The sequence below is a fragment of the Streptomyces sp. PTY087I2 genome, from assembly GCF_001687325.1.
GTDB lineage: Bacteria > Actinomycetota > Actinomycetes > Streptomycetales > Streptomycetaceae > Streptomyces.
Genome location: NZ_LZRD01000004.1, coordinates 140,892 through 163,861, shown reverse-complemented (window position 1 = coordinate 163,861; position 22,970 = coordinate 140,892). Strand labels below are relative to the sequence as shown.

Genomic DNA, 22,970 nt, shown 5'->3' with positions numbered 1-22,970 from the left:
GGACGTCGTTACGGATCAGGGGTGTTGGCGTGCGCTACTCGGCGGCGTCTCTGGTGAGGCGGATCGTGTCGCGGTACCACTTGGCGCTGTCCTTGAGCGTGCGGGTCTGGGTGTCGTAGTCGACGCGGACGATGCCGAACCGCTTGGCGTAGCCGTACGCCCACTCGAAGTTGTCCATCAGCGACCAGGCGAAGTAGCCCCGGACGTCGGCCCCTTGGGCGCGGGCGGCGACGACGGCGGCTATGTGGTCGGCGAGGTAGGCCGTACGGTCGGCGTCGGGGACGGAGCCATCGGCGGCGACCGTGTCGTCGAAGGCCGCGCCGTTCTCCGTGATGACGGTCGGCAGCCCGTAGTCGCGCTCCAACCGCACCAGCAGATCGGTGAGTTCGGTCGGGGTGATCTCCCAGTCCATCGCGGTGCGGGGCAGATCGCGGTCCACGGCCCGGGTGACCGGCAGGCCCTCGGCGTCGAGCGGCGAGCCGTCCTCGGTGACGCCGGAGAACTGCATGCCCCGGTAGAAGTTGACGCCGAGCACGTCGAGCGGGGTGGCGATGGCGGCCAGGTCGCCTTCCCTGACCGGGAGTTCGATGTGCTGGGCGGCCAGGTCGGCGACGATGTCCTCGGGGTAGCGGCCGTGGACGAGCGGGTCGAGGTAGAGCCGGGCGCCCAGGCCGTCGGCGCGGCGGCACGCCTCGCGGTCGGCCTCGCTGTCGGTCTCCGGCGTTGCCGTGCCGAGGTTGAGGGTGATGCCCAGCTCCAGCGGGTTGTCCCCGGCCGCGTCGCGCAGCGCGCCGGCGGCGAGGCCGTGGCCCAGGAGCAGATGGTGGACGGCGGCCATGGCGTCGCCCGAGTCGCGGCGGCCGGGGGCGTGCAGCCCGTAGGCGTAACCGAGCATCGCCGAGCACCAGGGCTCATTCAGCGTGGTCCAGTGCTCGACCCGGTCGCCGAGGGCCTCGTACGCGAGGGCGGCGTACTCCGCGAAGCGCAGGGCGGTGTCGCGTGCGGGCCAGCCGCCCGCGTCCTCCAGCTCCTGCGGGAGGTCCCAGTGGTAGAGCGTGATCCAGGGGGTGACACCGCGTCCCTGGAGTTCGTCGATCAGCCGCTTGTAGAAGTCGAGGCCCTTGCTGTTGGCGGGGCCCCGGCCGCCCGGCTGGATGCGGGGCCAGGCGAGCGAGAAGCGGTACGTGTCGACGCCGAGGCCCGCGATCAGCTCCACGTCCTCGGGCATCCGGTGGTAGTGGTCGCAGGCCACGTCGCCGTGCTCGCCGCCCTCCACCGCCCCGGGCACCCGGCAGAAGGTGTCCCAGATGGACGGGGTGCGGCCGTCCTCGGCGGCGGCTCCCTCGATCTGGTACGAGGAGGTGGCGACGCCCCAGCGGAAGTCGGCGGGGAGTCCGCGTACCGGGGCCGGACGAAGAAGGCGATGCGGGGTGGTGGCGAGGTTCATCGGTCTCCGTACGTAGGAGGGAAGGGCCTGGTCAGGCGTGCAGATGGCAGGCGACCGTCCGGCCGGGTCCGTCGGCGGGCGGGGCGAGCGGCGGGATCTGCCCGGCGCACGGGGCGAAGGCCTTGCCGCAGCGCGGGTGGAAGGCGCAGCCGGTGGGCATCGCGGAGAGGTGCGGCGGGGAGCCGGGGATGCCGGTCAGTTCGCGGCGCGGGCCGTGGAGCGCGGGGAAGGAGTGGAGGAGCCCGTCGCTGTAGGGGTGGCGGGCGTCGCGGTAGATCTCGGCCGCGCCCGCCTGCTCCACGATGCGGCCCCCGTACATGATCGCGATCCGGTCCGAGAATTCGATCAGGAGGGAGATGTCGTGGGTGATGAACACGACCGAGAAGTTCAGCTGTTCCCTCAACTGGACGAGCCGTCGCAGGATCTGCCGTTGCATGACGACGTCGAGCGCGGTGGTCGGCTCGTCCATGATGACGATCTCGGGTTCCAGGGCGAGCGCCATGGCGATCATCACGCGCTGCCGCATCCCGCCGGAGAGCTGGTGCGGGTAGGCGGCGAGCCGGTCGGCGGAGATGCCGACGAGCTCCAGCAACTCCTTGGCGCGGTCCGTGCGTTGGCGCTTCTTGAGTTCGGGGCGGTGGGCGGCGAGCACGTCGGTGAGCTGGCTGTGGACGGTGTGCACGGGGTTGAGGGAGTTCATCGCCCCCTGGAAGACGATGGACAGCTCCTGCCAGCGGAAGGCGCGCAGCTGCTGCGGGGCGAGGGAGAGGATGTCGACGCGGTCGCCGCCGGGGCGGTGGTAGTGGACCTCTCCCCCGGTGATGACGCCGGGCGGGGACAGCAGCCGGGTCACGGCGTAGGCGAGCGTCGACTTGCCCGAGCCCGACTCCCCCGCCAGGCCGAGGACTTCGCCCCGGTTCAGGGTGAGGTCGATGTCGCGCAGGGCGTGGACGGCGCCCGCGTCGGTGCCGTAGTCGACGTTGAGTCCGCTGATGGTCAGGACCGGCTCGGCGCTCATGGGCGCGGCTCCTTGCTGCTGTGCTCGCGGGGTCCGTCGCCGGTGTTCTTCCGGGCGACCGGGGTGAAGCCGACGCGCATCTTCACCTTCCGGGAGGAGCCGGTGGCGGTGCGCAGACGGGGGTTGACGAACTCGTCGATGCCGAAGTTGATGAGGGCGAGCGCGGTGCCCAGCAGGGCGATGCACAGGCCGGCCGGGACGAACCACCACCAGGCTCCCTGGGCGAGCGCCTGGTTGGACTGGGCCCAGAAGAGGACGGTGCCCCAGTTCCAGTGGGAGATGTCGGCGACGCCGATGAAGGCGAGGGTGATCTCGGTGAGGACGGCGAAGATGACCGTGCCGACGAAGCCGGAGGCGATGACGGCGGTGAGGTTCGGCAGGATCTCGAAGAGGATGATGCGCGGCGTCGACTCGCCGGTGGCACGGGCGGCCTCCACGTAGTCGCGGCGGCGCAGCGACAGGGTCTGGGCGCGCAGGATCCGCGATCCCCAGGCCCAGGAGGTCAGGGCGATGGCGACGGCGATGACGAGGTCGCCGGTGTCGGGGACGAAGCTCGCGACGATGATGATCAGCGGGAGTCCGGGCAGCACCAGGAAGATGTTGGAGAGCGCGGAGAGGATCTCGTCGACCGCGCCGCCGAGGAATCCGGCGCTGACCCCGATCAGGACGGAGAGGGCGGTGGCGATGGCGGCCGCCAGCAGTCCGACGACGAGGACGCCCCGGGTGCCGACGAGGATCTGCGAGAAGACGTCCTGCCCGGTGTGCGTGGTGCCGAACCAGTGGGCGCCGGAGGGCGGTTGGAGCAGCTGGTCGCTCATGGCGTCGGGGTCGTAGGGGGCGAGCCAGGGTCCGGCGACGGCCAGCAGGACGAAGAACGCCAGGATGATCAGGCCGGTGCGGGTCTTCCCGCCGCGCAGGAACCGGAGCCGGGCCCGGCGGGTCGGGGCGGTGGGCGGGGGCGCGCCGTCGAGGACGGCGACATCGGTGGCGGTGACGGACATGGGACCTCAGGCCTCCTTCCGGGTACGGGGGTCGAGGGCGGCGTAGACGAGGTCGGCGAGCAGGTTCGCGGCGAGGACGGAGAGCGTGATGATGAGGAAGACGCCCTGCATCAGCGGGTAGTCCTTCGCGCCGACCGCCTGGAGCAGCTGGAAGCCGATGCCCGGGTAGGTGAAGACCATCTCGACGAGCAGGGTGCCGCCGACGATGAAGCCGAGGGAGAGGGCGAAGCCGGAGATGTTGGGGAGGACCGCGTTGCGGGCGGCGTAGCCGAACATCACGCGCCGCTCGGACAGCCCCTTGGCCTGGGCGACCATCACGTAGTCCTCGGAGGAGACGGTGACCATCATGTTCCGCATGCCGAGGATCCAGCCGGCGACCGCGCTGAGGACGATCGTCACGCCGGGCAGGACCGCGTGGTAGAGGGCGCTGGAGATGAACGGCCAGTCGAAGGCGGGGACGAGGGCGTTGTCGTAACCGCCGGAGTTGGGGAAGAACGACCACTTCTCGGCGAACACGGCGATGGCGACGAGGCCCAGCCAGAAGTACGGGATGGAGGAGATGAAGGTGGTGACGGGCAGCAGCCCGTCCAGCCAGGAGCCGCGCTTCCAGCCGCTGTAGACGCCGATGCCGGTGCCGAGGACGAAGCTGATGAGCGTGGTCGTGCCGACGAGGGCCAGGGTCCAGGGCAGGGACTGGCCGATGACCTCGCTGACCGGGGTGGGGAAGAAGGTGAAGGAGAGACCGAGGTCGCCGTCGAGGAGGTGGGCCCAGTAGTCGGTGTACTGCTGCCACATCGACTGCTGGTCGTCGAGGCCGAAGAGGGCCTTGAGCGAGTCGATGGCCTTGGTGTCCAGCTGCCCCTGGTAGCGGCTGAGGAGGGCCTGTACGGGGTCGCCCGGCATGAGCCGGGGGATGAGGAAGTTGATGGTGATCGCGGCCCACGCGGTGACGGCGTAGAAGGCGATGCGCTGGAGGAGGTACTTCACCGGGTGGCCTCCTTCGCAGCCGTGCGGACCGCCACTGGCTCCGCGCCGTTCGCGTCCGTGCCCTCGTACAGCCAGCAGGCCGCCCACTGCCCGTCCGGCAGGTCGAAGCGCGGCGGGAGTTCGGTGCGGCAGCGTTCCATCGCCTTGGGGCAGCGGGGGTGGAAGCGGCAGCCGGCGGGCGGGGTGATCAGCGAGGGCGGTTCGCCGGTGCCGGTCTCCTCCTGTTCCTCGTCGGCGACGATCCGGTCCGGGTCGGGCGCGGAAGCGATGAGGAGCTGGGTGTAGGGGTGGGCGGGGTGCTGGGTGACGCGTTCGCTGTCGCCGCCCTCGACGATCCGGCCGGCGTACATGACGAGGGTGGTGTCGGCGAAGTAGCGGGCCGATGCGATGTCATGGGTGATGTAGAGGATCGCCAGGTGGAGGCGTTCCTTGAGGTCGCGCAGGAGGTTGAGGACGCCGAGCCGGATCGACACGTCGAGCATCGAGACGGGTTCGTCGGCGAGGAGGACCTGCGGGTCGGCGCCGAGCGCCCGGGCGATGGCGACGCGCTGGCGTTGCCCGCCCGACAGCTCGTGCGGGAACTTGTCCAGGAACTGCTGCGGCGGGGTCAGCTGGACCCGGTTCAGCAGGGCGGCCAGATTCTCCTCCAGCTCCGCCTCCCCGCTGCCCGCCCGGCCGTGGATCTTCAGGGCGCGGGTCAGGTGGTAGCGCACGGTGTGCACCGGGTTCAGCGAGGCGAAGGGGTCCTGGAAGATCAGCTGGACCCGGCGTACATAACGGCGGAAGGACCGGCCGCGACCGGCCACCACCGGCTCGCCGCCCAGCCGTATCTCGCCCGAGGTGAGCGGATACAGCTGGGCCAGCAGGCGGGCGACGGTGGACTTGCCCGAGCCGGACTCCCCCACCAGGGCCGTGACGGTGCCGCGTCTCAGCCGGAGCGAGACGTCGTCGACGGCGTGGACGCTGCGGCGCTCGCGGGCGAACAGATCGCGGGCGGTGCGGCGCAGGGGAAAGTGTTTGGTGACTCCGCGCGCTTCCAGCACCACATCGGTGCCGGTGGGCGTGGGCCCGGAGCCGGTCCGCAGGGTCTCGGAGCCGGTCCCCGCGTGCTCGGGCTGATCGCTGGTCATGGCCGGTTTCCCGTCTTCTTCCCGTCCGGTCTTTCCCCGTGCCTACTTGGAGGAGGGCTTGAGGTTGAGCACGATCTCCAGCGCGGTGCGCTGGGTGTGCTGCGGCGGGGCGTAGGGGTCGGCCTCGGTGGGCCAGCCGATCCAGTTCTTCGTGGAGTACTCGGCCCCGATGGGCGCGGCGGCCGTCGGGATCATGGGGGCCTGCTCGACGAAGATCTTCTGGAGGGTGTTGAGGGCCTTGGTGCGGGCGGCGTCGCTGGTGGCGTTGGCGTACTCCTTGAGGGCGGCGGTCGCCTCGGCGTTCTTGAAGCGGCCGAAGTTGCCCGCCTGGGAGCTCTTGCCGATGGGCTGGACGATCGCCCCGTCCATGATGTTCTGGTACATGTCGTAGGGGGTGGCGCCGCTGTTGGTCCAGTGCAGGGTGGCGTCGAAGTTGCCGTTGGCCACGTCGGTGCCCCAGGCCTCGGCGGTCTGGGTCTTGACCTTGGCCTCGATGCCGAGTTCCTTGATGTTGTCCTTGATGATCGCGAGCCCGGTGATGTAGTCGTTCCAGCCGGCCGGGTCGGTGAGGGTGAGCGTCACCGGCTTGCCGCTGGGGTCCTTGAGCACGCCGCCGCTGAGCTTGAACCCGGCCTCGGCGAGCAGCTTCTTGGCGCCGGCGACATCGGGCTTGGTGGTGGCGTTCTCGTACTCGGGGGCGAGGAAGGGCTCACCGGCGGGGAGCGGGATGCCGGTGGGGTTGGTGATCTCCGGGTAGAGCGTGGCCTGGGCCTGGATGTGGATGGCCTTGCGGTCGACGACCATCGCCATGGCCCGGCGCAGGGCCGGGTTGTCGAAGGGCTTGCGGGTGGTGTTGAACCACAGTCCGTGGACGCCGAGGCCGGAGGGGAACCAGAGGTGGTGGTTCTTGGGGTCCTTGTCGATGAACAGCTGCTTGTGGTTCGGCATGAAGACGAAGGACCACTCCATCTTGCCGGTGGCCAGGGCGGTGGTGGCGGCGCTGTTGTCGTTGTAGGCGGTGTAGCGCAGCTCCTTGACCTTGGTCTCGCCGTTCCAGTACGTCGGGGTGGCGGTCAGGGTGGTGGTCTGCGGGGTGAACGTCTTGAGCTTGTACGGTCCGGAGCCGACCGGGGTGCGGTTGGGCCAGGTCTCCGGGTTGTCGACCTTCTCCCAGATGTGCTTGGGCACGATGAAGGTCTGGATGATCTTGTTCTGGTTGACGAACTGGGATTCCTTGAACGTCAGCACGACCTGCTTGCCCTTGACCGCGACCCCGTCGAAGGGGACGCCGTCCCCGTTGAGCGCCGGGTGCTTCTTCAGCAGGTCGAAGGTGAACGCGACGTCGGCGGCGGTCAGGGGCTTGCCGTCGGCCCACTTGGCCCGCTCGTCCAGGGTGAAGGTGACCTTGGTGAAGTTGTCCTCCCAGGTCCATTCGGTGGCGAGCCAGGGGTCGGCCTTCTCGGCCGGCCGGATCATGTTCGTCATCGCGAGCGGCTCGTAGATCATGTGGCGGTAGCCGAGGACCGCGCCGGCCGAGGTCGTGAGGAACGGGTTGCTGTTGTTCGTCTGCGGCCCGTCCGGCTTGCCGAGGGTCAGCACACCGGCGGCCCCGCCGCCCTTGTTGGCGCTCGAGTTGGCGTTCGAGCAACCGGCGGCGAGCGCCACCACGACGGTGGCTGCGGCGACCGCTCTGAGGGTGGTGCGACGGCGTACGGACATGGCGACTCCAGGAAGGGGCTGCCGGGTCTGGGAGATCCCGGCGGGCGGAAGGTGCGAGGGGAGGGAGCGCGGCCGGGCGGCCGGGTCCGTCACGGCGCCGAGTGGCGCACGACCAGTTCGGTGGGCAGCACGGCCGGTCCGTCGGGTACGGGCGTGCCGCCGAGGTGGGAGAGCAGCATCCGGGCCGCCGTCTCGCCCATGCGGCGGGTGGGCTGGCGCACGGTGGTCAGCGGTGGTTCGGTGTGTTCGGCCATCGGGATGTCGTCGAAGCCGACGACGGCGATGTCGTCCGGGACCCGGCGCCCGGCGGCCCGCAGGGCGCGGAGCACGCCCGCCGCGCTGATGTCGTTGTGGGCGAAGACGGAGTCGAACGTGACGTCCCGCGCGAGGAGTTCCTCGACGGCGAGCCGGCCGCCGCGTTCGGTGAAGTCCCCTTCGACGACCAGATCGGTGGGCAGGACCGAACGGAATCCGGCTGTCCGGTCCCGTACGCAGCCGAAGTGCTGGGGGCCGGTCAGGACCAGGGGCCGGGTACGTCCGGCGGCGTGCAGGTGGCGGGCCGCGGACGCGCCTCCCTCGTGGTTGGTGGTCACGACGGAGGGAAACTCGGGGTGGTGGCCGCGGTCGTCGATGAGCACGATCGGCAGGCCGTCGCGGTGCAGTTCGGTGAGGTGGCCGAGGGTGTTCTCGGGTTCCACGACGACGAGCCCGTCGAAGGCGCGCGCGGACACCTGGCTGGTGAAGCGCTGGACGGACTCGGCCCCGCGGTTGCAGGTGAACAGCAGCAGCCCGTAGTCGGCGGCCTCGACGGTGTCGACGACGCCCTGGAGCAGTTCGCCCATCCACGGCCAGGTCAGCGAGGGCACGAGCATCCCGACCGTACGGCTGGAGCCACGGGCGAGACCGACGGCTCCGGAGCTGGGTACGTAACCGAGCTGTGCGATCACTTCACGAACACGGGCGGCCGTGGTGCGGTCCACCTCGCCCTTGGTGTTGATGACCCGGGACACGGTCGTCTTGCTGACGCCGGCCTCACGGGCGACATCGGCGATGGTGACGCGCATCCGGTCCTCCAGGGGGCCAGGCGGGGCGGAAGAGGGCAGGCGGGGGCAGGGCGCGGGCAGGCGTGGGAGAGGTGCTTCGGTACCGGTTCCGGAACCGGTACCGGCGTTGCGGCGTGAGTTAACCGCGCCGATACAGGGCCGTCAATACTTCACGTCGAGATTGGGTGGGTCTCATCTGCGGGGCGGGCAGGAGGGGTTGTGCATTCACTTCTTGAACGTGGCGGAAACATGCGAGAGCCGCCGCCCGGCGATGGGCGGCGGCTCTCGTACGACGTGGCTTCGGCGGACTACTCCGTGGGCTCGACCCCCGCGCGCAGCAGTCCGTAGGTGTACGCGTCCTCCAGGGCCTGCCAGGAGGCGGCGATGACGTTCTCGGCGACCCCCACGGTCGCCCAGTCGCCGGTGCCGTCGCCCGTGGTGATGAGGACGCGGGTGGTGGACTCGGTGCCGGTGCGGCCCTCCAGGATGCGGACCTTGTAGTCGATCAGCTCCAGCTTGGCGAGCTGCGGGTAGATGCGCTCCAGGGCGACGCGCAGCGCCCGGTCCAGGGCGTTGACCGGGCCGTTGCCCTCGGCGGTGGCGACGATCCGCTCGCCCTTGGCCCAGAGCTTGACCGTGGCCTCGTTGGCGTGGGTGCCGTCGGGGCGGTCCTCGACGATCGCCCGCCAGGACTCGGTACGGAAGTAGCGGCGGGCCCTGCCCTCCACCTCGCCGCGCAGGAGGAGTTCGAAGGAGGCGTCGGCGGCCTCGTAGGTGTAGCCCTGGAGTTCGCGTTCCTTGACCCGCTCCACGACCCGGCCGACCAGGGCGCGGTCGTCGCCGAGGTCGATGCCGAGCTCCTTGCCCTTCAGCTCGATGGAGGCGCGGCCGGCCATGTCGGAGACCAGCATCCGCATGGTGTTCCCGACCAGCTCCGGGTCGATGTGCTGGTAGAGGTCCGGGTCGACCTTGATCGCGGAGGCGTGCAGCCCGGCCTTGTGGGCGAAGGCCGAGACGCCCACGTACGGCTGGTGGGTGGAGGGCGTGAGGTTGACGACCTCGGCGATGGCGTGCGAGATCCGGGTCATCTCGGCGAGCGCGCCCTCGGGCAGCACCTTCATGCCGTACTTGAGTTCCAGGGCGGCGACGACGGGGAAGAGGTTGGCGTTGCCGACCCGTTCGCCGTAGCCGTTGGCCGTGCACTGGACGTGGGTGGCGCCCGCGTCGACGGCGGCCAGGGTGTTGGCGACGGCGCAGCCGGTGTCGTCCTGGGCGTGGATGCCGAGCCGGGCGCCGGTGTCGGCGATGACGGTGGCGACGACGGCCTGGACCTGGGCGGGGAGCATGCCGCCGTTGGTGTCGCAGAGGATGACGACCTCGGCGCCCGCCTCGTGGGCGGTACGGACCACGGACTTGGCGTACTCGGCGTTCGCCCGGTAGCCGTCGAAGAAGTGCTCGCAGTCCACGAAGACCCGGCGGCCCTGTTTGCGCAGGTGGGAGACGGTGTCGCGGACCATCTCCAGGTTCTCGTCCAGGGTGGTGCGCAGGGCCAGTTCCACATGGCGGTCATGCGACTTGGCGACCAGGGTGATCACCGGGGCGCCGGAGTTCAGGAGCGCCTGGACCTGCGGGTCCTCCGCCGCGCTGCCACCGGCCCTGCGGGTCGCGCCGAACGCCACGAGCTGGGCGTTCTCGAACGTGATCTCCTTCTGGGCGCGGGCGAAGAACTCCGTGTCACGGGGGTTGGCCCCCGGCCAGCCGCCCTCGATGTACCCCACACCGAAGGTGTCCAGATGACGGGCGATGGTCAGCTTGTCGGCGACCGTCAGGTTGATGCCCTCACGCTGAGCACCGTCGCGCAGTGTGGTGTCGAAGACATGGAAACTGTCGTCGGTGGCGTTGGCCTTGGTGGTCATGCTGATCTGGCTCCTGTCGGATGAGTGGACCGGACGATCTGGTTCCACTTGCCCCCAATCATCCCGCGCGCGTTCCGCCCGACCCGGGTGCGGGCCGGAAAACAAAAAACCCCTCGCGGGTGCGAGAGGTCTGCGCGCGGGTCTGGGGCACGGTGGCCGTGCCGTACGGGGTGGTACGGGACGGTCACTGCGGACCGGCGCGCCTGCTGCCAATAATCATGACGAACGAGGACACGGCAGCAGTCTGGCACAGCATCCGCTCCGTGACGGCGGTGTCTCAGGATGCGGTCGTGACGCTGGTCGCATGCCTCATGTGGCGTCCGGCGACAGCGTCTCGTCCAGGAACTCCGCCGCCTGTACGAGCACCTGCTCGCGGCCCGTCCCCGGGATCCCGACCGTGACGTGGACACTGAACCCGTCCAGGAGCGCCCGCAGCCGCGCGGCGAACCGGTCGGCGTCCACCGCCCGGAACTCCCCGCGCGAGATCCCCTCGGCGAGCAGCGCCACCAGGTCCCGGTGCCAGGCCCCCTCGATGGCGGCCTGCCGGGCCCTCGCATCATCGTCGGCGTTCTGCGAGCGGCCCCAGACCTCCAGCCAGAGCGTCCAGTGGGGGTCGCGGTGCCCGGCGGGGAGGTAGAGGCCGATGTAGGCGTCCAGCCGTTCGCGGGCGCTCCCGGGCCGGGCCAGCAGGGCACGCCGCTCGGCCCCGAGGCGGTCCTCGCTCCACTCCAGGGTCCGCAGCAGCAGCTCGTCCTTGGTGCGGAAGTAGTAGAGCAGGTGCCCGCTGCTCATCCCCACGTCCCGCCCGAGCCCGGCCATGGTCAGCCCGTCGAGGCCGCGCGCGGCGATGGTGGCCATGGCGGCGGCGAGGACGTCCTCGCGGGGCGGGGCTGCGTGGTGGGTGCGGCGGGGGGCGGGGGTCATGGGTTCGTTCGTACCTTCGGCCGCTGGGTTCAGATCTTCGGCTGTTGCTGGGTGATGCAGTGGATGCCTCCACCGCCGGCGAAGATCGTACGGGCGTCGACGAGGGTCACCGTACGGTCCGGGAAGAGGTCCCGGAAGATCGCGGCGGCCTGCTCGTCGCGCGGGTCGTCGAAGGCGCAGAGGACCACGCCGTCGTTGCAGAGGTAGTGGTTGATGTAGGAGTAGTCGACCCACTCGCCGTCCTCGTCGCGCAGCACGGTCGGTGCGGGCACCTCGACGACCTCCAGCGCGCGTCCCCTGGCGTCCGTGGCGGCGCGCAGGACGGCCAGCAGCTCCCGGGTGACCTCGTGGTCGGGGTGGGCCGGGTTGGGCTGGACGTGGGCGACGACGGTGCCCGGGCGGACGAAGGCGGCGACGATGTCGACATGGCCGAGCGTGCCGTACGTCCCGTAGTCGCCGGTCAGCCCGCGGGGCAGCCAGATCGCCTTCTCGGTGCCGAGGCGGGCGTGGACCTCCGCCTCGACCTGCTCCTTGCTCCAGCCGGGGTTGCGCTCCTGGCCGAGCTGGACGGTCTCGGTGAGCAGGACGGTCCCCTCCCCGTCCACGTGGATCGCGCCGCCCTCGTTGACGAGCGGGGAGCTGTGGGCGGGGGTGCCGGTCAGCTCGGCGACGGCCCGGGCGATGTGCTGGTCGCTCTCCCAGCGGGCCCAGCCCTGGGCGCCCCAGCCGTTGAACGTCCAGTCGACGGCTGCCAGCGTGCGGCCGTCGGTGACGAAGGTGGGGCCGATGTCCCGCATCCAGGCGTCGTCGAGCGGCCGTACGACCAGGTCGACATCGGGCCCGAGCAGCGCCGCCGCCCCCTCCTCCTGCCCCGGCCCGACGACCATCGTGACCGGCTCGAAGCGGCGTACGGCCCGGGCGACGGCGGTCCAGGCGCGGCGGGCCTCATCCAGCTCGGCGTCGGAGGCGAAGGTGGGGTTGGGCCCCGGCCAGGCCATCCAGGTGCGCTCGTGCGGGGCCCACTCGGGAGGCATGCGGAAGGGGGCGGGGGTGGCGGACATGGGGGCTCCTGGGGTGAGGTTTTAGAGTGTCACTCTAACCGTTCCGTATAGCTGCACGGAAGCGCTGCGGGGAGCACTTGGAGCAGCGCTCTATTCGCCGGTACGGAAAAGGCCGCACCGGCTGCGGAGCCGGTGCGGCCTGATCCTGGACCGGGGGTCCCGGCCGAGCTGGTGGTCCTAGCCGAGCGGGTGCATCCAGCCGTGGGTGTCCTCGACGACACCGCGCTGGATGTCGAGCAGGCGCTCGCGCAGCTTCATGGTGACCTCGCCGGGCTCGCCGCCGCTCTGGGTCCACTCGCCGCCCTCGGACTTCACCAGGCCGACGGGGGTGATGACGGCGGCGGTGCCGCAGGCGAAGACCTCGACGAGGGTGCCCTTCGCCGTGTCGTCGCGCCACTGGTCGATGGAGACCCGGCCTTCCTCGGAGCCGTAACCGAGGTCGCGGGCGACCTTGAGGAGGGAGTCGCGGGTGACGCCGGCGAGCAGGGAGCCGGTGAGGGCCGGGGTGACGATCTTCTTCGAGCCGTCCTCCTGGGCGTACACGAAGTACAGGTTCATGCCGCCGAGCTCCTCGACCCACTTGTGCTCGACCGCGTCGAGGTAGGCGACCTGGGCGCAGCCGTGCTCGGCGGCCTCGGCCTGGGCGAGGAGGGAGGCGGCGTAGTTGCCGCCGGTCTTGGCGTCACCCATGCCGCCGGGGACGGCGCGGACGCGGTTCTCGGAGAGCCAGATGGAGACCGGCTTCACGCCGCCGGGGAAGTACGCGCCGGCGGGCGAGGCGATGACCAGGAAGAGGTACTCGTTGGCCGGCTTCACGCCGAGGCCGACCTCGGTCGCGATCATGAACGGACGCAGGTACAGGGACTCCTCGCCGCCGTGGGCCGGGACCCACGCCTTGTCCTGCTGGACCAGCGCGTCGCACGCCGCGATGAACGTCTCGACGGGCAGCTCCGGCATGGCGAGCCGGGCGGCGGAGCGCTGGAAGCGGCGGGCGTTGGCGTCGGGGCGGAAGGAGGCGACCGTGCCGTCGGGCTGGCGGTAGGCCTTGAGCCCCTCGAAGATCTCCTGCGCGTAGTGCAGGGTCATGTTGGCCGGGTCCAGCGACAGCGGGCCGTAGGGGACCAGCTGGGCGTCGTGCCAGCCGCGGCCCTCGGTCCAGCGGATGGTCACCATGTGGTCGGTGAAGTGCCGGCCGAATCCGGGGTTGGCCAGGATCGCCGCGCGCTCCGCGTCGGACAGCGGGTTCGAGGAGGGCTTGAGCTCGATCGTGGGCGTCGTCATGAGTGCGTGTCCTTCACCGGTCTTGTGTGTGATGGACCGCGCTCACGCCACCTCGGCCCGACGCTTTCCGGTCAGGTCCTAGGACGTCCGAGCTTCACCGCGAGCCACGGCCCCGCGTTCGATTATCACTTGCGGGGGGCCGTGCACGAAATGGTGTGAATGCGGTCCAGAGGTCGATGGTGGCACCCGGAGGCCGCACAGGAGAAGCCGCCGGGCGCTGATGCGACCCGGCGGCTTCGAAGTGGAGTCGTCGGGTCAGCTCGCTACGCGTACCGCGAGGGCGTCGCCGATCTCGTCGGTCGTACGCGTCGCTGCCCCGTCGCGCTCCGCGAGATCGGCGGAGACGGCGTCCTCGATGCGCGTGGCCTCGGCCTCGTAGCCGAGGTGACGCAGCAGGAGGGCGACGGAGAGGATCGTGGCGGTCGGGTCGGCCTTGCCCTGCCCGGCGATGTCGGGGGCGGAGCCGTGGACCGGCTCGAACATCGACGGGAACGCGCCCGTCGGGTTGATGTTGCCGGAGGCGGCCAGGCCGATTCCGCCGGTGACGGCGGCGGCCAGGTCGGTGAGGATGTCGCCGAACAGGTTGTCGGTGACGATGACGTCGAAGCGCTCCGGCTGGGTGACGAAGAAGATCGTCGCCGCGTCGACGTGCAGATAGTCGGTGGAGACCTGCGGGTACTCGGCGGCGACCTTGTCGAAGGTGTTCTTCCACAGGTGGCCAGCGTAGACGAGGACGTTGTTCTTGTGGACCAGCGTCAGCTTCTTGCGGGGCCGGGCGGCCGCGCGCTCGAAGGCGTCCCGGACCACGCGCTCGACGCCGTACGCCGTGTTGACGCTGACCTCGGTGGCGACCTCGGCGGGGGTGCCGGTGCGCAGCGAGCCGCCGTTGCCGGTGTACGGGCCCTCGGTGCCCTCGCGGACGACGACGAAGTCGATGTCGGGGCGGCCGGCGAGCGGGGTCGCGGTGTTCGGGAAGAGCTTGGAGGGGCGCAGGTTGATGAAGTGGTCGAAGGCGAAACGCAGCTTCAGCAGCAGCCCGCGCTCCAGGACGCCCGACGGCACGGACGGGTCGCCGATCGCGCCGAGCAGGATGGCGTCGTGGTTCTTGAGGGCTTCCAGCTCCGCGTCCGGGAGGGTGTCGCCGGTGCGGTGCCAGCGCTGGGCGCCGAGGTCGTACTCCTTGGTCTCCAGCTTCACATCCTGCGGGAGGACAGCGTTGAGGACCTTGAGGCCCTGGGCCACGACTTCCTGGCCGATTCCGTCACCGGGGATCACTGCGAGATCGATGCTGCGAGACATGCCGGGAGCCTAACGGTGCGTCCCACCCCATGACATCCGACGTCCACCATTCGGACGGACGCAAGGATGTTCGGGGTGGGGTGGGTGGTACGGCGGGGCGGGTGGATACGGCTGCGGGGGACGGCGGCTCAGTGGCCGGTCTCGCCGCCGTTGTCGCGGCGGTCCAGGGCGCGCTGGAGGGCGGCAGCGGCGTTGCGGCGCTCGGCGTCGGCCTGGCGGGAGGTGTGACGGACGCGGCGGACAGTGGTCTCGGCCATGATGGATCGACTCCTTGAGATTCCTGAGATCGCGTGGCACCGGCGCGGGCGGCGGAGCGCCGCGCGGTGGTGGGGAACGGATCGAATGTCGAGGTGCCGGAAGGGGCGGGGAGCGTACGCGGCAGGGGTTACCTGCTTCGGGCGTGCGCCTGCATCCGCCGGTCGCTCGATCGAGCGATGCGTTCGGCTTCTACCAAGTTAGGACAGTCGGGCCGTCCTGTCTCCACAGTTAGTCGGACTTCCTACTATCTGAGACGACCTCTTGGATCGTCCCAGGTCACAGCGTTGGAGGCAGTTCACCGAATCAGAGGAGGTCGCCGTTCCGCCAGTCGAAGGCCAGCGGGTGGGCGGGCCCGGGCAGGGGGTGTCCGGCCGACGGGCGGACGTAGGTGGTGCCCTCCTCCTCCGGGAGCGGATGAGCGCCGTCCGGGCCGAGGGCGGTGAGCCGGCCCGGCCAGACCTGCCAGCCGCGCGCGGCGTACAGGGCCGCGCCCGCGGCGGAGGCGGAGAGGGCCCCGAAGTCGTGGGCCGCGTCGATGACGTGTTCCAGGGCGGCCATCACCCGGTGGCCGAGGCCGCCCCGGCGGTGGCCGGCGCGGACGGCGACGCCTTCGACGTAACCGACCCGGTAGGAGCGGTCCGCGTGCAGGGCCCGGCGCTGGACGACGGAGCCGTGGGCGATCAGGAAGCCGTCCGCGTCCCGGATCAGGGCGTGTACGCCGCCGAGGGCGTGGTCCCAGTCCTCGTCGGCGAAGTCGCCCTCGAAGGCGGCGTCGAGCAGGGCGCGGATCTCGGCGCGCTCGGCGGCGGTCAGCTCGAAGGTGGGGGCGAGACGCGCGGTGGGCTGGGTCATGGGGGCATCCTCGCGCGCGGGAGGCGCCGCGCGCACACGGATAACCCGCCCGGACCGCGGCGATCGGCGGTCCGGGCGGGCATCGGTTTCCCTGCGGTACGGGAGCGTCGGCGGGTCAGTGCACCGTCACGCCGTACGGGGCGTGGCTCGGCCGACCCTCACCGCCGTACGTGGCGCGGCTCAGTACACCGTCACGCCGTACGCCGAGAGCGCCTCGGTGACCGGCTGGTGGATGGCCGAGCCCGCGGTGCCCGAGCAGCCGGAGCTGCCGGAGTGGATGCCGAGGGCGACGGATCCGGCGAAGTGCGCGCCGCCGCTGTCGCCGCCGGCCGAGCAGGCGGTGGTGCGGACCATGCCGTAGACGGGCCCGTCGCCGTAGTTGACGGTGACGTTGACGGCGGTGACCGTGCCGGAGGTCACCTGGGTCGTGGAGCCGCTCTTCTGGATCGCCTGGCCGACGACGGCGTTGGCGGCGGAGGTGATGTCGCGGGTGGAGCCGTTGTAGAGGTCGACGGTTCCGGCGGGCGAGGAGCCGTCGGTGTAGCGGACGATGCCGTAGTCGTTGGTCGGGAAGCTGGTGCCCTCCCGGACGCCGATGACCGGACCGCCGGAACTGGCCGACCAGTTGGCGGAGATATTGGTGCAGTGCCCGGCGGTCACGAAGTAACGGGCCCCGCCCTTGGTGACGTTGAAGGCGGCCGAGCAGCGGCTGCCGCCGCCGTAGATCGCGCCGCCGCCCAGCACCTCGCGGCGGAACTCACCGGGGACGCGCTTGATGTCGACCGCGCCGCCGAGCCGTTCGGCGACGGCTTCGAGGCGGGCCATGTCCCGGGCGGAGACGGAGGAGTCGGCCTCGACGGCGACCCGGTTGGTGCGCGGGTCGATGCCCCAGGAGGTGCCGGTGATCTTGGCCTCGGCCTCCAGGGTCTCCATGGCGGCGTCGAGCTGGGCGGCGCTGCGGGCCACCCGGCGGACGGTGGCTCCGGTGGCGCGGGCCTGCTCCTCGGCCCGGTCGGTGGTGACGGTGACGACCAGCTTCCCGGTCTTCGCGTCGAGGTAGGTACCGGCGGTGGCGGCGCCGAGGGAGCGTTCCACCTTGGCGTCGAGGGCGTACGCGGACGGGGCGGGGATCGCCGAGCGGGCGGCGGCGGGGGTGTCGGCGGCGGTGGAGGGGGCGGCCCCGAGGCCGAGGGCGCCGGCGACGAGCAGCAGGGAAACGCCGAGGCGCGCGCGGGAGTTGCGTCTCATGGGGGAACTCCTTCTGGGGTGACGTGTGGGGACGTACCGAGAAGGAATTTGACATGTTCATTACCTAGACCACAAGACCGCGTGCCCCGGGGGCCGTTGGGCCGGCCCTGCACGCGCGGGCCCACGCACGGGCCCACACACAGGCCCGCGCACGGGCCCGCACATGGAAACCGCCCCCCGGCCGGCAGGGGGGCCGGTCGGGGGGCGGTGCTCTGAGGGGGTCCTGGGGAAGACCCCGGGTCCGGGGCGTCGTGCTGCGGCGCCCCGGGAGGGCGTCAGCCCTGGTGGGGGTAGGTGTAGTCGGTCGGCGGGACCAGCGTCTCCTTGATGGCCCGGGTCAGGGTCCAGCGCTGGAGGTTCTGCGGGGCGCCCGCCTTGTCGTTGGTGCCGGAGGCACGGCCGCCGCCGAAGGGCTGCTGGCCGACGACGGCGCCGGTCGACTTGTCGTTGATGTAGAAGTTGCCCGCGGCGTAGCGGAGCTTGTCCATCGTGTACGCGGCGGCCGCGCGGTCGCCCGCGATGACCGAGCCGGTCAGCGCGTAGTCGGAGACCGACTCCATCTGCTCCAGCATGGCGTCGTAGTTCTCGTCCTCGTACACGTGGACCGCGAGGATCGGGCCGAAGTACTCGGTCGTGAAGACCTCGTTCTCGGGGTCGGTGCACACGATGACGGTCGGGCGGACGAAGTAGCCCACCGAGTCGTCGTAGGTGCCGCCCGCGACGATCGTGCACGCCGGGTCGGACTTGGCACGGTCGATCGCGGCCTTGTTCTTGGCGAACGAGCGGTCGTCGATGACGGCCCCGATGAAGTTGCTCAGGTCGGTGACGTCACCCATCGTGATGGAGTCGACCTCGGCTGCGAACTCCTCCTTGAAGCCGGAGTTCCAGATGGAGGCGGGGACGTACGCCCGCGAGGACGCGGAGCACTTCTGGCCCTGGTACTCGAAGGAGCCGCGGGTCAGCGCGGTCTTCAGGATCGCGCGGTCGGCGCTGGGGTGCGCGACGACGAAGTCCTTGCCGCCGGTCTCGCCGACGAGCCGCGGGTAGGTGCGGTAGTTGGCGATGTTGTTGCCGACCGTCTTCCACAGGTGCTGGAAGGTGGGGGTCGAGCCGGTGAAGTGGATACCGGCCAGGTCGCGGTGGTTCAGCGCCACCTCGGAGACGGCCTTGCCGTCACCGGTGACCAGGTTGATGACGCCCTTCGGCAGCCCGGCCTCCTCCAGGAGCTGCATCAGCAGCACGGCGGCGTGGGTCTGCGTCGGGGACGGCTTCCACACCACGACGTTGCCCATGAGGGCGGGGGCGGTGGGGAGGTTGCCCGCGATGGCCGTGAAGTTGAACGGCGTGATCGCGTAGACGAAGCCCTCCAGCGGGCGGTGGTCCATGCGGTTCCACACGCCCGGGGAGTTGGCCGGGGGCTGCTCGGCGAGGATCTGGCGCGCGTAGTGCACGTTGAAGCGCCAGAAGTCGATGAGCTCGCAGGGGGTGTCGATCTCGGCCTGCTGGGCGGTCTTGGACTGGCCGAGCATGGTGGAGGCGGCCAGCGTCTCGCGCCAGGGGCCCGACAGCAGCTCGGCGGCGCGCAGGATGATCGCGGCGCGGTCGTCGAAGGACATCGCGCGCCAGGCCGGAGCGGCGGCGAGGGCCGCGTCGATGGCGTCCTGGGCGTCCTGCTCGGTGGCCCCGGCGAAGGTGCCGATGACGGCCTTGTGGTTGTGCGGCTGTACGACGTTGACCCGCTCGCCGCCGCCCATCCGCTTCTCGCCGCCGATGGTCATCGGCAGGTCGATCGGGTTGTCGGCGAGCTCCTTGAGCTTCACCTCCAGGCGGGCGCGCTCCGGGGAGCCCGGGGCGTAGGAGTGGACCGGCTCGTTGACCGGCGCGGGGACCTGGGTGACGGCGTCCATGAGTGCCTTGTCTCCTTGATGTCGGCGGGGGTGTGGGTCGGCCCGGGGGCCGCTCAGCCCTTGGTGAGGATGGAGCGGCCGAAGAACAGCAGGTTGGCCGGCTTCTCCGCGAGGCGGCGCATGAAGTATCCGTACCAGTCGGTGCCGTACGCCGTGTAGACACGCATCCGGTGGCCCTCGGCCGCCAGCCGGACGTGCTCGTCGCTGCGGATGCCGTACAGCATCTGGAACTCGTACTCGTCCAGTTTGCGCCCGGCCTGGCGGCCCAGCTCCTGGGCGATGGCGATGAGACGGGGATCGTGGGACCCGATCATCGGGTAGCCCGCGCCCTCCATCAGGATCCGGGTGATGCGGACGTACGCCTTGTCGATCTCGGCCTTGTCCTGGTACGCGACGGAGGCGGGCTCCTTGTAGGCGCCCTTCACGATGCGGACGCGGCTGCCGGCCTCGGCCAGGCGGCGGGCGTCGTCCTCGGTGCGGAAGAGGTAGGACTGGATGACGCAGCCGGTCTGCGGGAAGTCCTTCCGCAGCTCCTCGTGGATGGCGAACATCGAGTCGAGGGTGGTGTGGTCCTCGGCGTCCAGGGTGACCGTGGTGCCGATGGCGGCCGCCGCCTCGACGACCGGGCGCACATTGGCGAGGGCCAGCTCGTGGCCGCCTTCCAGCGCTTGCCCGAACATCGACAGCTTGACGGACATCTCGGCGCGGGGGCCCAGGTCCAGGACCTTCAGGCGCTCGATGAGCTCCAGGTAGGCGTCGCGGGCGGCCTCGGCCTGCGCCGGGGTGGTGATGTCCTCGCCGACGACGTCGAGCGTGACCTCCAGGCCCTTGTCCGCGGCGTCCTCGACGATCGGCACGACCTGGTCGACGGTCTCACCGGCGATGAAGCGGTCGACGACCTGCTTGGTGCCGGGCGCGGCCGAGATGAACCGGCGCATCTTGTCGCTGCGCGATGCGGCGAGAATCACGGGACCCAGCACGGGGCACCTCCACGAATGTACGGACGAGGGGCCGTAACGGTACGAACATGAACGAACCGGTACGGCACGGATAACCACTGTGAAATCTAGGTACCCCGTGCGGGCTGTGCCATCGACACCTGTCACGCATCCGTGGCCGCCATCTCAGACATCTGTATGAGGAAGGCCGCGAAGGGGTGCAGAATGGCGGAGTGACAGGCGATTACCAGGAACTGGTCGACGAGATCTCCTCCCTCCTCGACGCCCCGGCCACCCTGGAGAACCGGGACTTCGGCCTGGTCGCCTTCGGAGCCCACGACAGCGACGACGACAGCGCGATGGACCCGGTCCGCACCCGCTCGATCCTGACCCGCCGCTCCACGCCCGCCGTCCGCGCCTGGTTCGAGGGGTTCGGCATCACCCGGGCCACCGGGCCGGTCCGGATCCCCGCCGCGCCGGAGGCCGGGGTGTTCCGGGACCGTCTCTGTCTCCCGGTACGCCATCGGGGTGTCGTCCTCGGTTACGTCTGGCTCCTCGACACCGACCCCGGCCCGACCGACGAGCAGCTGGCCGCCGCGATGGAGGTCACCGTCCGGATCGGGGCGCTCCTGGCCGACGAGGCGCGAGCGGGCGCGGACCTCTCGCGGGAGTTCGGCGCGGTGCTCACGGCGGGTCCGGGCCGGCAGCACGACACGGCGGTCGCCGCGCTGGGCGAGGCCCTGGGCCGGGACGCGGAGGGGCTGCACACGGTGGTGTGCGTGGCCCCGTGGGCCGACGACACGCCGTCGGTACGGGGTGTGGCGTCGGCGGCCGCGCTGGCCACGGTCCCCGCGCCGGGGGCCGCCGGGCCCCTGTCGCTGGCCGCGCTCGTCCGGCTGCGCTCGCCGGACCGCCTGGACCCGGCCCTGAGCGCGGCGGACCGGCTGCGCGCGGGCGCGGACCCGGCCGCCACCGGGGGGATCGCCACACCGCGCCGGGGCCTGGACCAGCTGACGGTCTCCTGGCGCGAGGCCACGGCGGCGGCCCGCTCGGCCCGGGCCGAACCCCGTCTCGGCCCGGTCGCCCGCTGGTCGGCGATCGGCCCGTACCGCCTGCTGACCGCCCTCCCCGGCACCGGCACGGACCCCGGGGACCCGGCCGTCGCCTCGCTGCTGACCCCGCTGCACCGGGAGCTGGCACACACGGCGGAGGTCTTCCTGGACTGCGCGGGCCAGGCGAGCCGGACGGCCGCCGCCCTGGGCATCCACCGCCAGACGCTGTACTACCGGCTCTCCCGGATCCAGCAGATCACCGGCCTCGACCTGAACGACGGCGAGGACCGGCTGCTGCTGCACATGGCGGTGAAACGGGCGCGGCTCTAGTCGGCGTCCCGTCCGGGGCGCCCCGGACGCATCAGGAGCGCGTAGCACCCGGACGCGACGAGCATGCCCGCCGGGAGCGAGAGGTCCACGCCGCCCAGCACCGACGCGACCGGGCCGGTGTAGACGGTGTCCACGCACAGGGCCGCGGCGGCGACACCCGCCGTGAGGGCGAGGGCTCCCGGGAGGTTGACGCCGCCCGTGTACCAAAACCGGCTGCCGGGGCTCTCGTCCGTCAGCGCGGGGCCGTCGTAGCGGTTGCGGCGCAGCAGGATGTCGGTGGCGTAGAGGGCGGTGCTGGGGCCGAGCAGGACGACGGTGAGCTGGAGGACGTCGCTCATGGTGTCGAGCAGGTCGGAGACCAGCAGGGCGTACAGGGTCAGGGAGACCGCCGCGGCCCCGTCCACGAGCACGCTGTACGAGCGCCGGATCCGCAGGCCCACGGCCTGGAGGGCGAGGCCCGCGCTGTAGGCGGTCAGGGCGTTGATGGCGATCGTGCCGAGGACCAGGGCCAGCAGGAAGGCGGAGGTGAACCAGCCGGGCAGGATCGATTCGAGCCCGGCCTGCGGGTCGCTCATGTCCACCGCCGTGGCCGCCAGCGCGCCGAGCGAGCAGACGACGACGCTGGGCACGAAGCCGCCGAGCGCGGTCCAGCCGACGACCGCCCGCTTCGATGTCGTACGGGGCAGATAGCGGGAGAAGTCGGCGCTGGTCGTGTACGACAGCGGGCCCGAGGCGATGAGCGCGAGACCGGCGGCGAGCGTGGCCCACAGAGCCGTCCCGCCCAGCGGTTCGGCGGGCCGGTAGGAGAGATCGGCGTGCCCGAACACGCTGACGGCGACGACCGTGAAGGCGAGGGCCAGGACGAGCGTGATCGGCAGGTAGAGCTTCATGATCGCGGCGTGCCCCCAGACGCTGATGACCAGCGTGAGCGCGGCGATCACCACCACGACGGCGGCCGTCACCCCGTCGCCGGGGGCGATGCCCGCGCGCTCGACGAGCGCGGTGGCGGCGCTCGCGGCGGCGGCCAGGTTGAGGGCGAAGTAGCAGACGGAGATCGCCCAGCCGACGACCGCGTTGTTGACCCGGTTGCCGCGCACGCCGTAGATCGCCCGGGTGATCACCTCGCTCGGGGTGCCCGAGGCCGGTCCGGAGATCGCGAGCACACCCGTGAGCAGCCAGAACAGATTGCCGACCACGATCACCGCGAGCGCCTGCACCAGGGTCAGACCGATCAGGACGAGCACCCCGCCGGCCAGCAGGCTCAGGTAGTTGACGTTGGCGGCCGCCCAGACGGCGAACAGTTCGCGGGGCCGTCCGCGCCGGTCGGCGTCGGGGATGTGGTCGATGCCGTGGGCCTCGATGCGGGCCGCCGCGCGCTCCGGTACGGGAGGGGCTTCCGCCGGGCGGGGGGGTTCCCGTCGCGGGGACGGCTTCCTCCGGGGCGTACGCGGTGTCGTGCCGGCCCGGTACCGGGTCGGGAATCGTGGACGCCATGGGCCCTCCGAGTGCTGGTCGTACCCGCCTGCTTGCTTATTGGTCGCACACTCAATAACGTTCAC

19 protein-coding genes are annotated in these 22,970 nt (G+C 71.2%); 1 reads left to right on the top strand and 18 read right to left on the bottom strand.

The features are described from left to right. Positions 1–34 precede the first annotated feature (34 nt). The 17 genes from A3Q37_RS05515 to A3Q37_RS05440 form a co-directional block, all read right to left on the bottom strand. Positions 35–1,447, bottom strand: coding sequence for a GH1 family beta-glucosidase (locus A3Q37_RS05515; RefSeq protein WP_065478341.1), 1,413 nt, complete (start codon positions 1,445–1,447; stop codon positions 35–37). A gap of 31 nt (positions 1,448–1,478) precedes the next feature. Continuing rightward, positions 1,479–2,465 carry an ABC transporter ATP-binding protein gene (locus tag A3Q37_RS05510; protein WP_065478339.1) on the bottom strand — a complete coding sequence of 329 codons (987 nt, stop codon included), beginning with the start codon at positions 2,463–2,465 and terminating at the stop codon, positions 1,479–1,481. Beyond that, entirely contained in the window at positions 2,462–3,466 is a 1,005-nt protein-coding gene (locus tag A3Q37_RS05505; protein ID WP_065478337.1) for an ABC transporter permease, read from the bottom strand. The genes A3Q37_RS05510 and A3Q37_RS05505 overlap by 4 nt, the downstream gene beginning before the upstream one ends. A 6-nt stretch (positions 3,467–3,472) precedes the next feature. Then, positions 3,473–4,453: an ABC transporter permease gene (locus tag A3Q37_RS05500; protein ID WP_065478328.1), complete on the bottom strand. Its 981-nt coding sequence runs from the start codon at positions 4,451–4,453 to the stop codon at positions 3,473–3,475. After that, the gene (locus tag A3Q37_RS05495) at positions 4,450–5,583 is read right to left on the bottom strand and encodes an ABC transporter ATP-binding protein (protein WP_255311747.1); all 1,134 of its coding nucleotides are present in this window, start codon (positions 5,581–5,583) and stop codon (positions 4,450–4,452) included. Before A3Q37_RS05495 ends, A3Q37_RS05500 begins: the two co-directional genes overlap by 4 nt. A gap of 42 nt (positions 5,584–5,625) precedes the next feature. Continuing rightward, positions 5,626–7,302: an ABC transporter substrate-binding protein gene (locus A3Q37_RS05490; RefSeq protein ID WP_065478326.1), complete on the bottom strand. Its 1,677-nt coding sequence runs from the start codon at positions 7,300–7,302 to the stop codon at positions 5,626–5,628. A gap of 89 nt (positions 7,303–7,391) precedes the next feature. Further along, positions 7,392–8,366, bottom strand: coding sequence for a LacI family DNA-binding transcriptional regulator (locus tag A3Q37_RS05485; protein ID WP_065478321.1), 975 nt, complete (start codon positions 8,364–8,366; stop codon positions 7,392–7,394). A 287-nt stretch (positions 8,367–8,653) separates the two neighbouring features. Next, entirely contained in the window at positions 8,654–10,261 is a 1,608-nt protein-coding gene (cimA, locus tag A3Q37_RS05480) for a citramalate synthase (protein ID WP_065478319.1), read from the bottom strand. Positions 10,262–10,570: 309 nt separating this feature from the next. Beyond that, complete coding sequence (locus A3Q37_RS05475; RefSeq protein WP_065478315.1) at positions 10,571–11,185, bottom strand: TetR/AcrR family transcriptional regulator; 615 nt, start codon at positions 11,183–11,185, stop codon at positions 10,571–10,573. 29 nt (positions 11,186–11,214) lie between these two features. Beyond that, positions 11,215–12,246: an agmatine/peptidylarginine deiminase gene (locus A3Q37_RS05470; RefSeq protein ID WP_065478312.1), complete on the bottom strand. Its 1,032-nt coding sequence runs from the start codon at positions 12,244–12,246 to the stop codon at positions 11,215–11,217. A gap of 177 nt (positions 12,247–12,423) precedes the next feature. Next, the gene (locus tag A3Q37_RS05465; protein ID WP_065478309.1) at positions 12,424–13,527 is read right to left on the bottom strand and encodes a branched-chain amino acid aminotransferase; all 1,104 of its coding nucleotides are present in this window, start codon (positions 13,525–13,527) and stop codon (positions 12,424–12,426) included. A 255-nt stretch (positions 13,528–13,782) separates the two neighbouring features. Then, positions 13,783–14,826, bottom strand: a complete 1,044-nt coding sequence (locus tag A3Q37_RS05460; RefSeq protein WP_065478305.1) for a 3-isopropylmalate dehydrogenase — start codon at positions 14,824–14,826, stop codon at positions 13,783–13,785. Positions 14,827–14,954: 128 nt separating this feature from the next. Continuing rightward, complete coding sequence (locus tag A3Q37_RS37660) at positions 14,955–15,083, bottom strand: hypothetical protein (protein ID WP_255311746.1); 129 nt, start codon at positions 15,081–15,083, stop codon at positions 14,955–14,957. Positions 15,084–15,387: 304 nt separating this feature from the next. Further along, positions 15,388–15,936 (bottom strand): GNAT family N-acetyltransferase, encoded by a 549-nt coding sequence (locus A3Q37_RS05455; protein WP_065478302.1) that lies wholly within the window; start codon positions 15,934–15,936, stop codon positions 15,388–15,390. Positions 15,937–16,116: 180 nt separating this feature from the next. Next, positions 16,117–17,184 carry a S1 family peptidase gene (locus A3Q37_RS05450; protein WP_065478300.1) on the bottom strand — a complete coding sequence of 356 codons (1,068 nt, stop codon included), beginning with the start codon at positions 17,182–17,184 and terminating at the stop codon, positions 16,117–16,119. Between the two features lie 275 nt (positions 17,185–17,459). Further along, entirely contained in the window at positions 17,460–19,091 is a 1,632-nt protein-coding gene (gene pruA / locus A3Q37_RS05445; protein WP_065478299.1) for an L-glutamate gamma-semialdehyde dehydrogenase, read from the bottom strand. Positions 19,092–19,144: 53 nt separating this feature from the next. Continuing rightward, positions 19,145–20,071, bottom strand: a complete 927-nt coding sequence (locus tag A3Q37_RS05440) for a proline dehydrogenase family protein (RefSeq protein ID WP_065478296.1) — start codon at positions 20,069–20,071, stop codon at positions 19,145–19,147. A gap of 191 nt (positions 20,072–20,262) precedes the next feature. On the opposite strand from A3Q37_RS05440, the gene A3Q37_RS05435 reads away from it, so the two are divergent. Next, complete coding sequence (locus tag A3Q37_RS05435) at positions 20,263–21,411, top strand: CdaR family transcriptional regulator (RefSeq protein ID WP_065478293.1); 1,149 nt, start codon at positions 20,263–20,265, stop codon at positions 21,409–21,411. On the opposite strand, the gene A3Q37_RS05430 is transcribed toward A3Q37_RS05435, so the two are convergent. Continuing rightward, positions 21,408–22,970 (bottom strand): cytosine permease, encoded by a 1,563-nt coding sequence (locus A3Q37_RS05430; protein ID WP_255311745.1) that lies wholly within the window; start codon positions 22,968–22,970, stop codon positions 21,408–21,410. The two genes, A3Q37_RS05435 and A3Q37_RS05430, sit on opposite strands and share 4 nt — an antisense overlap.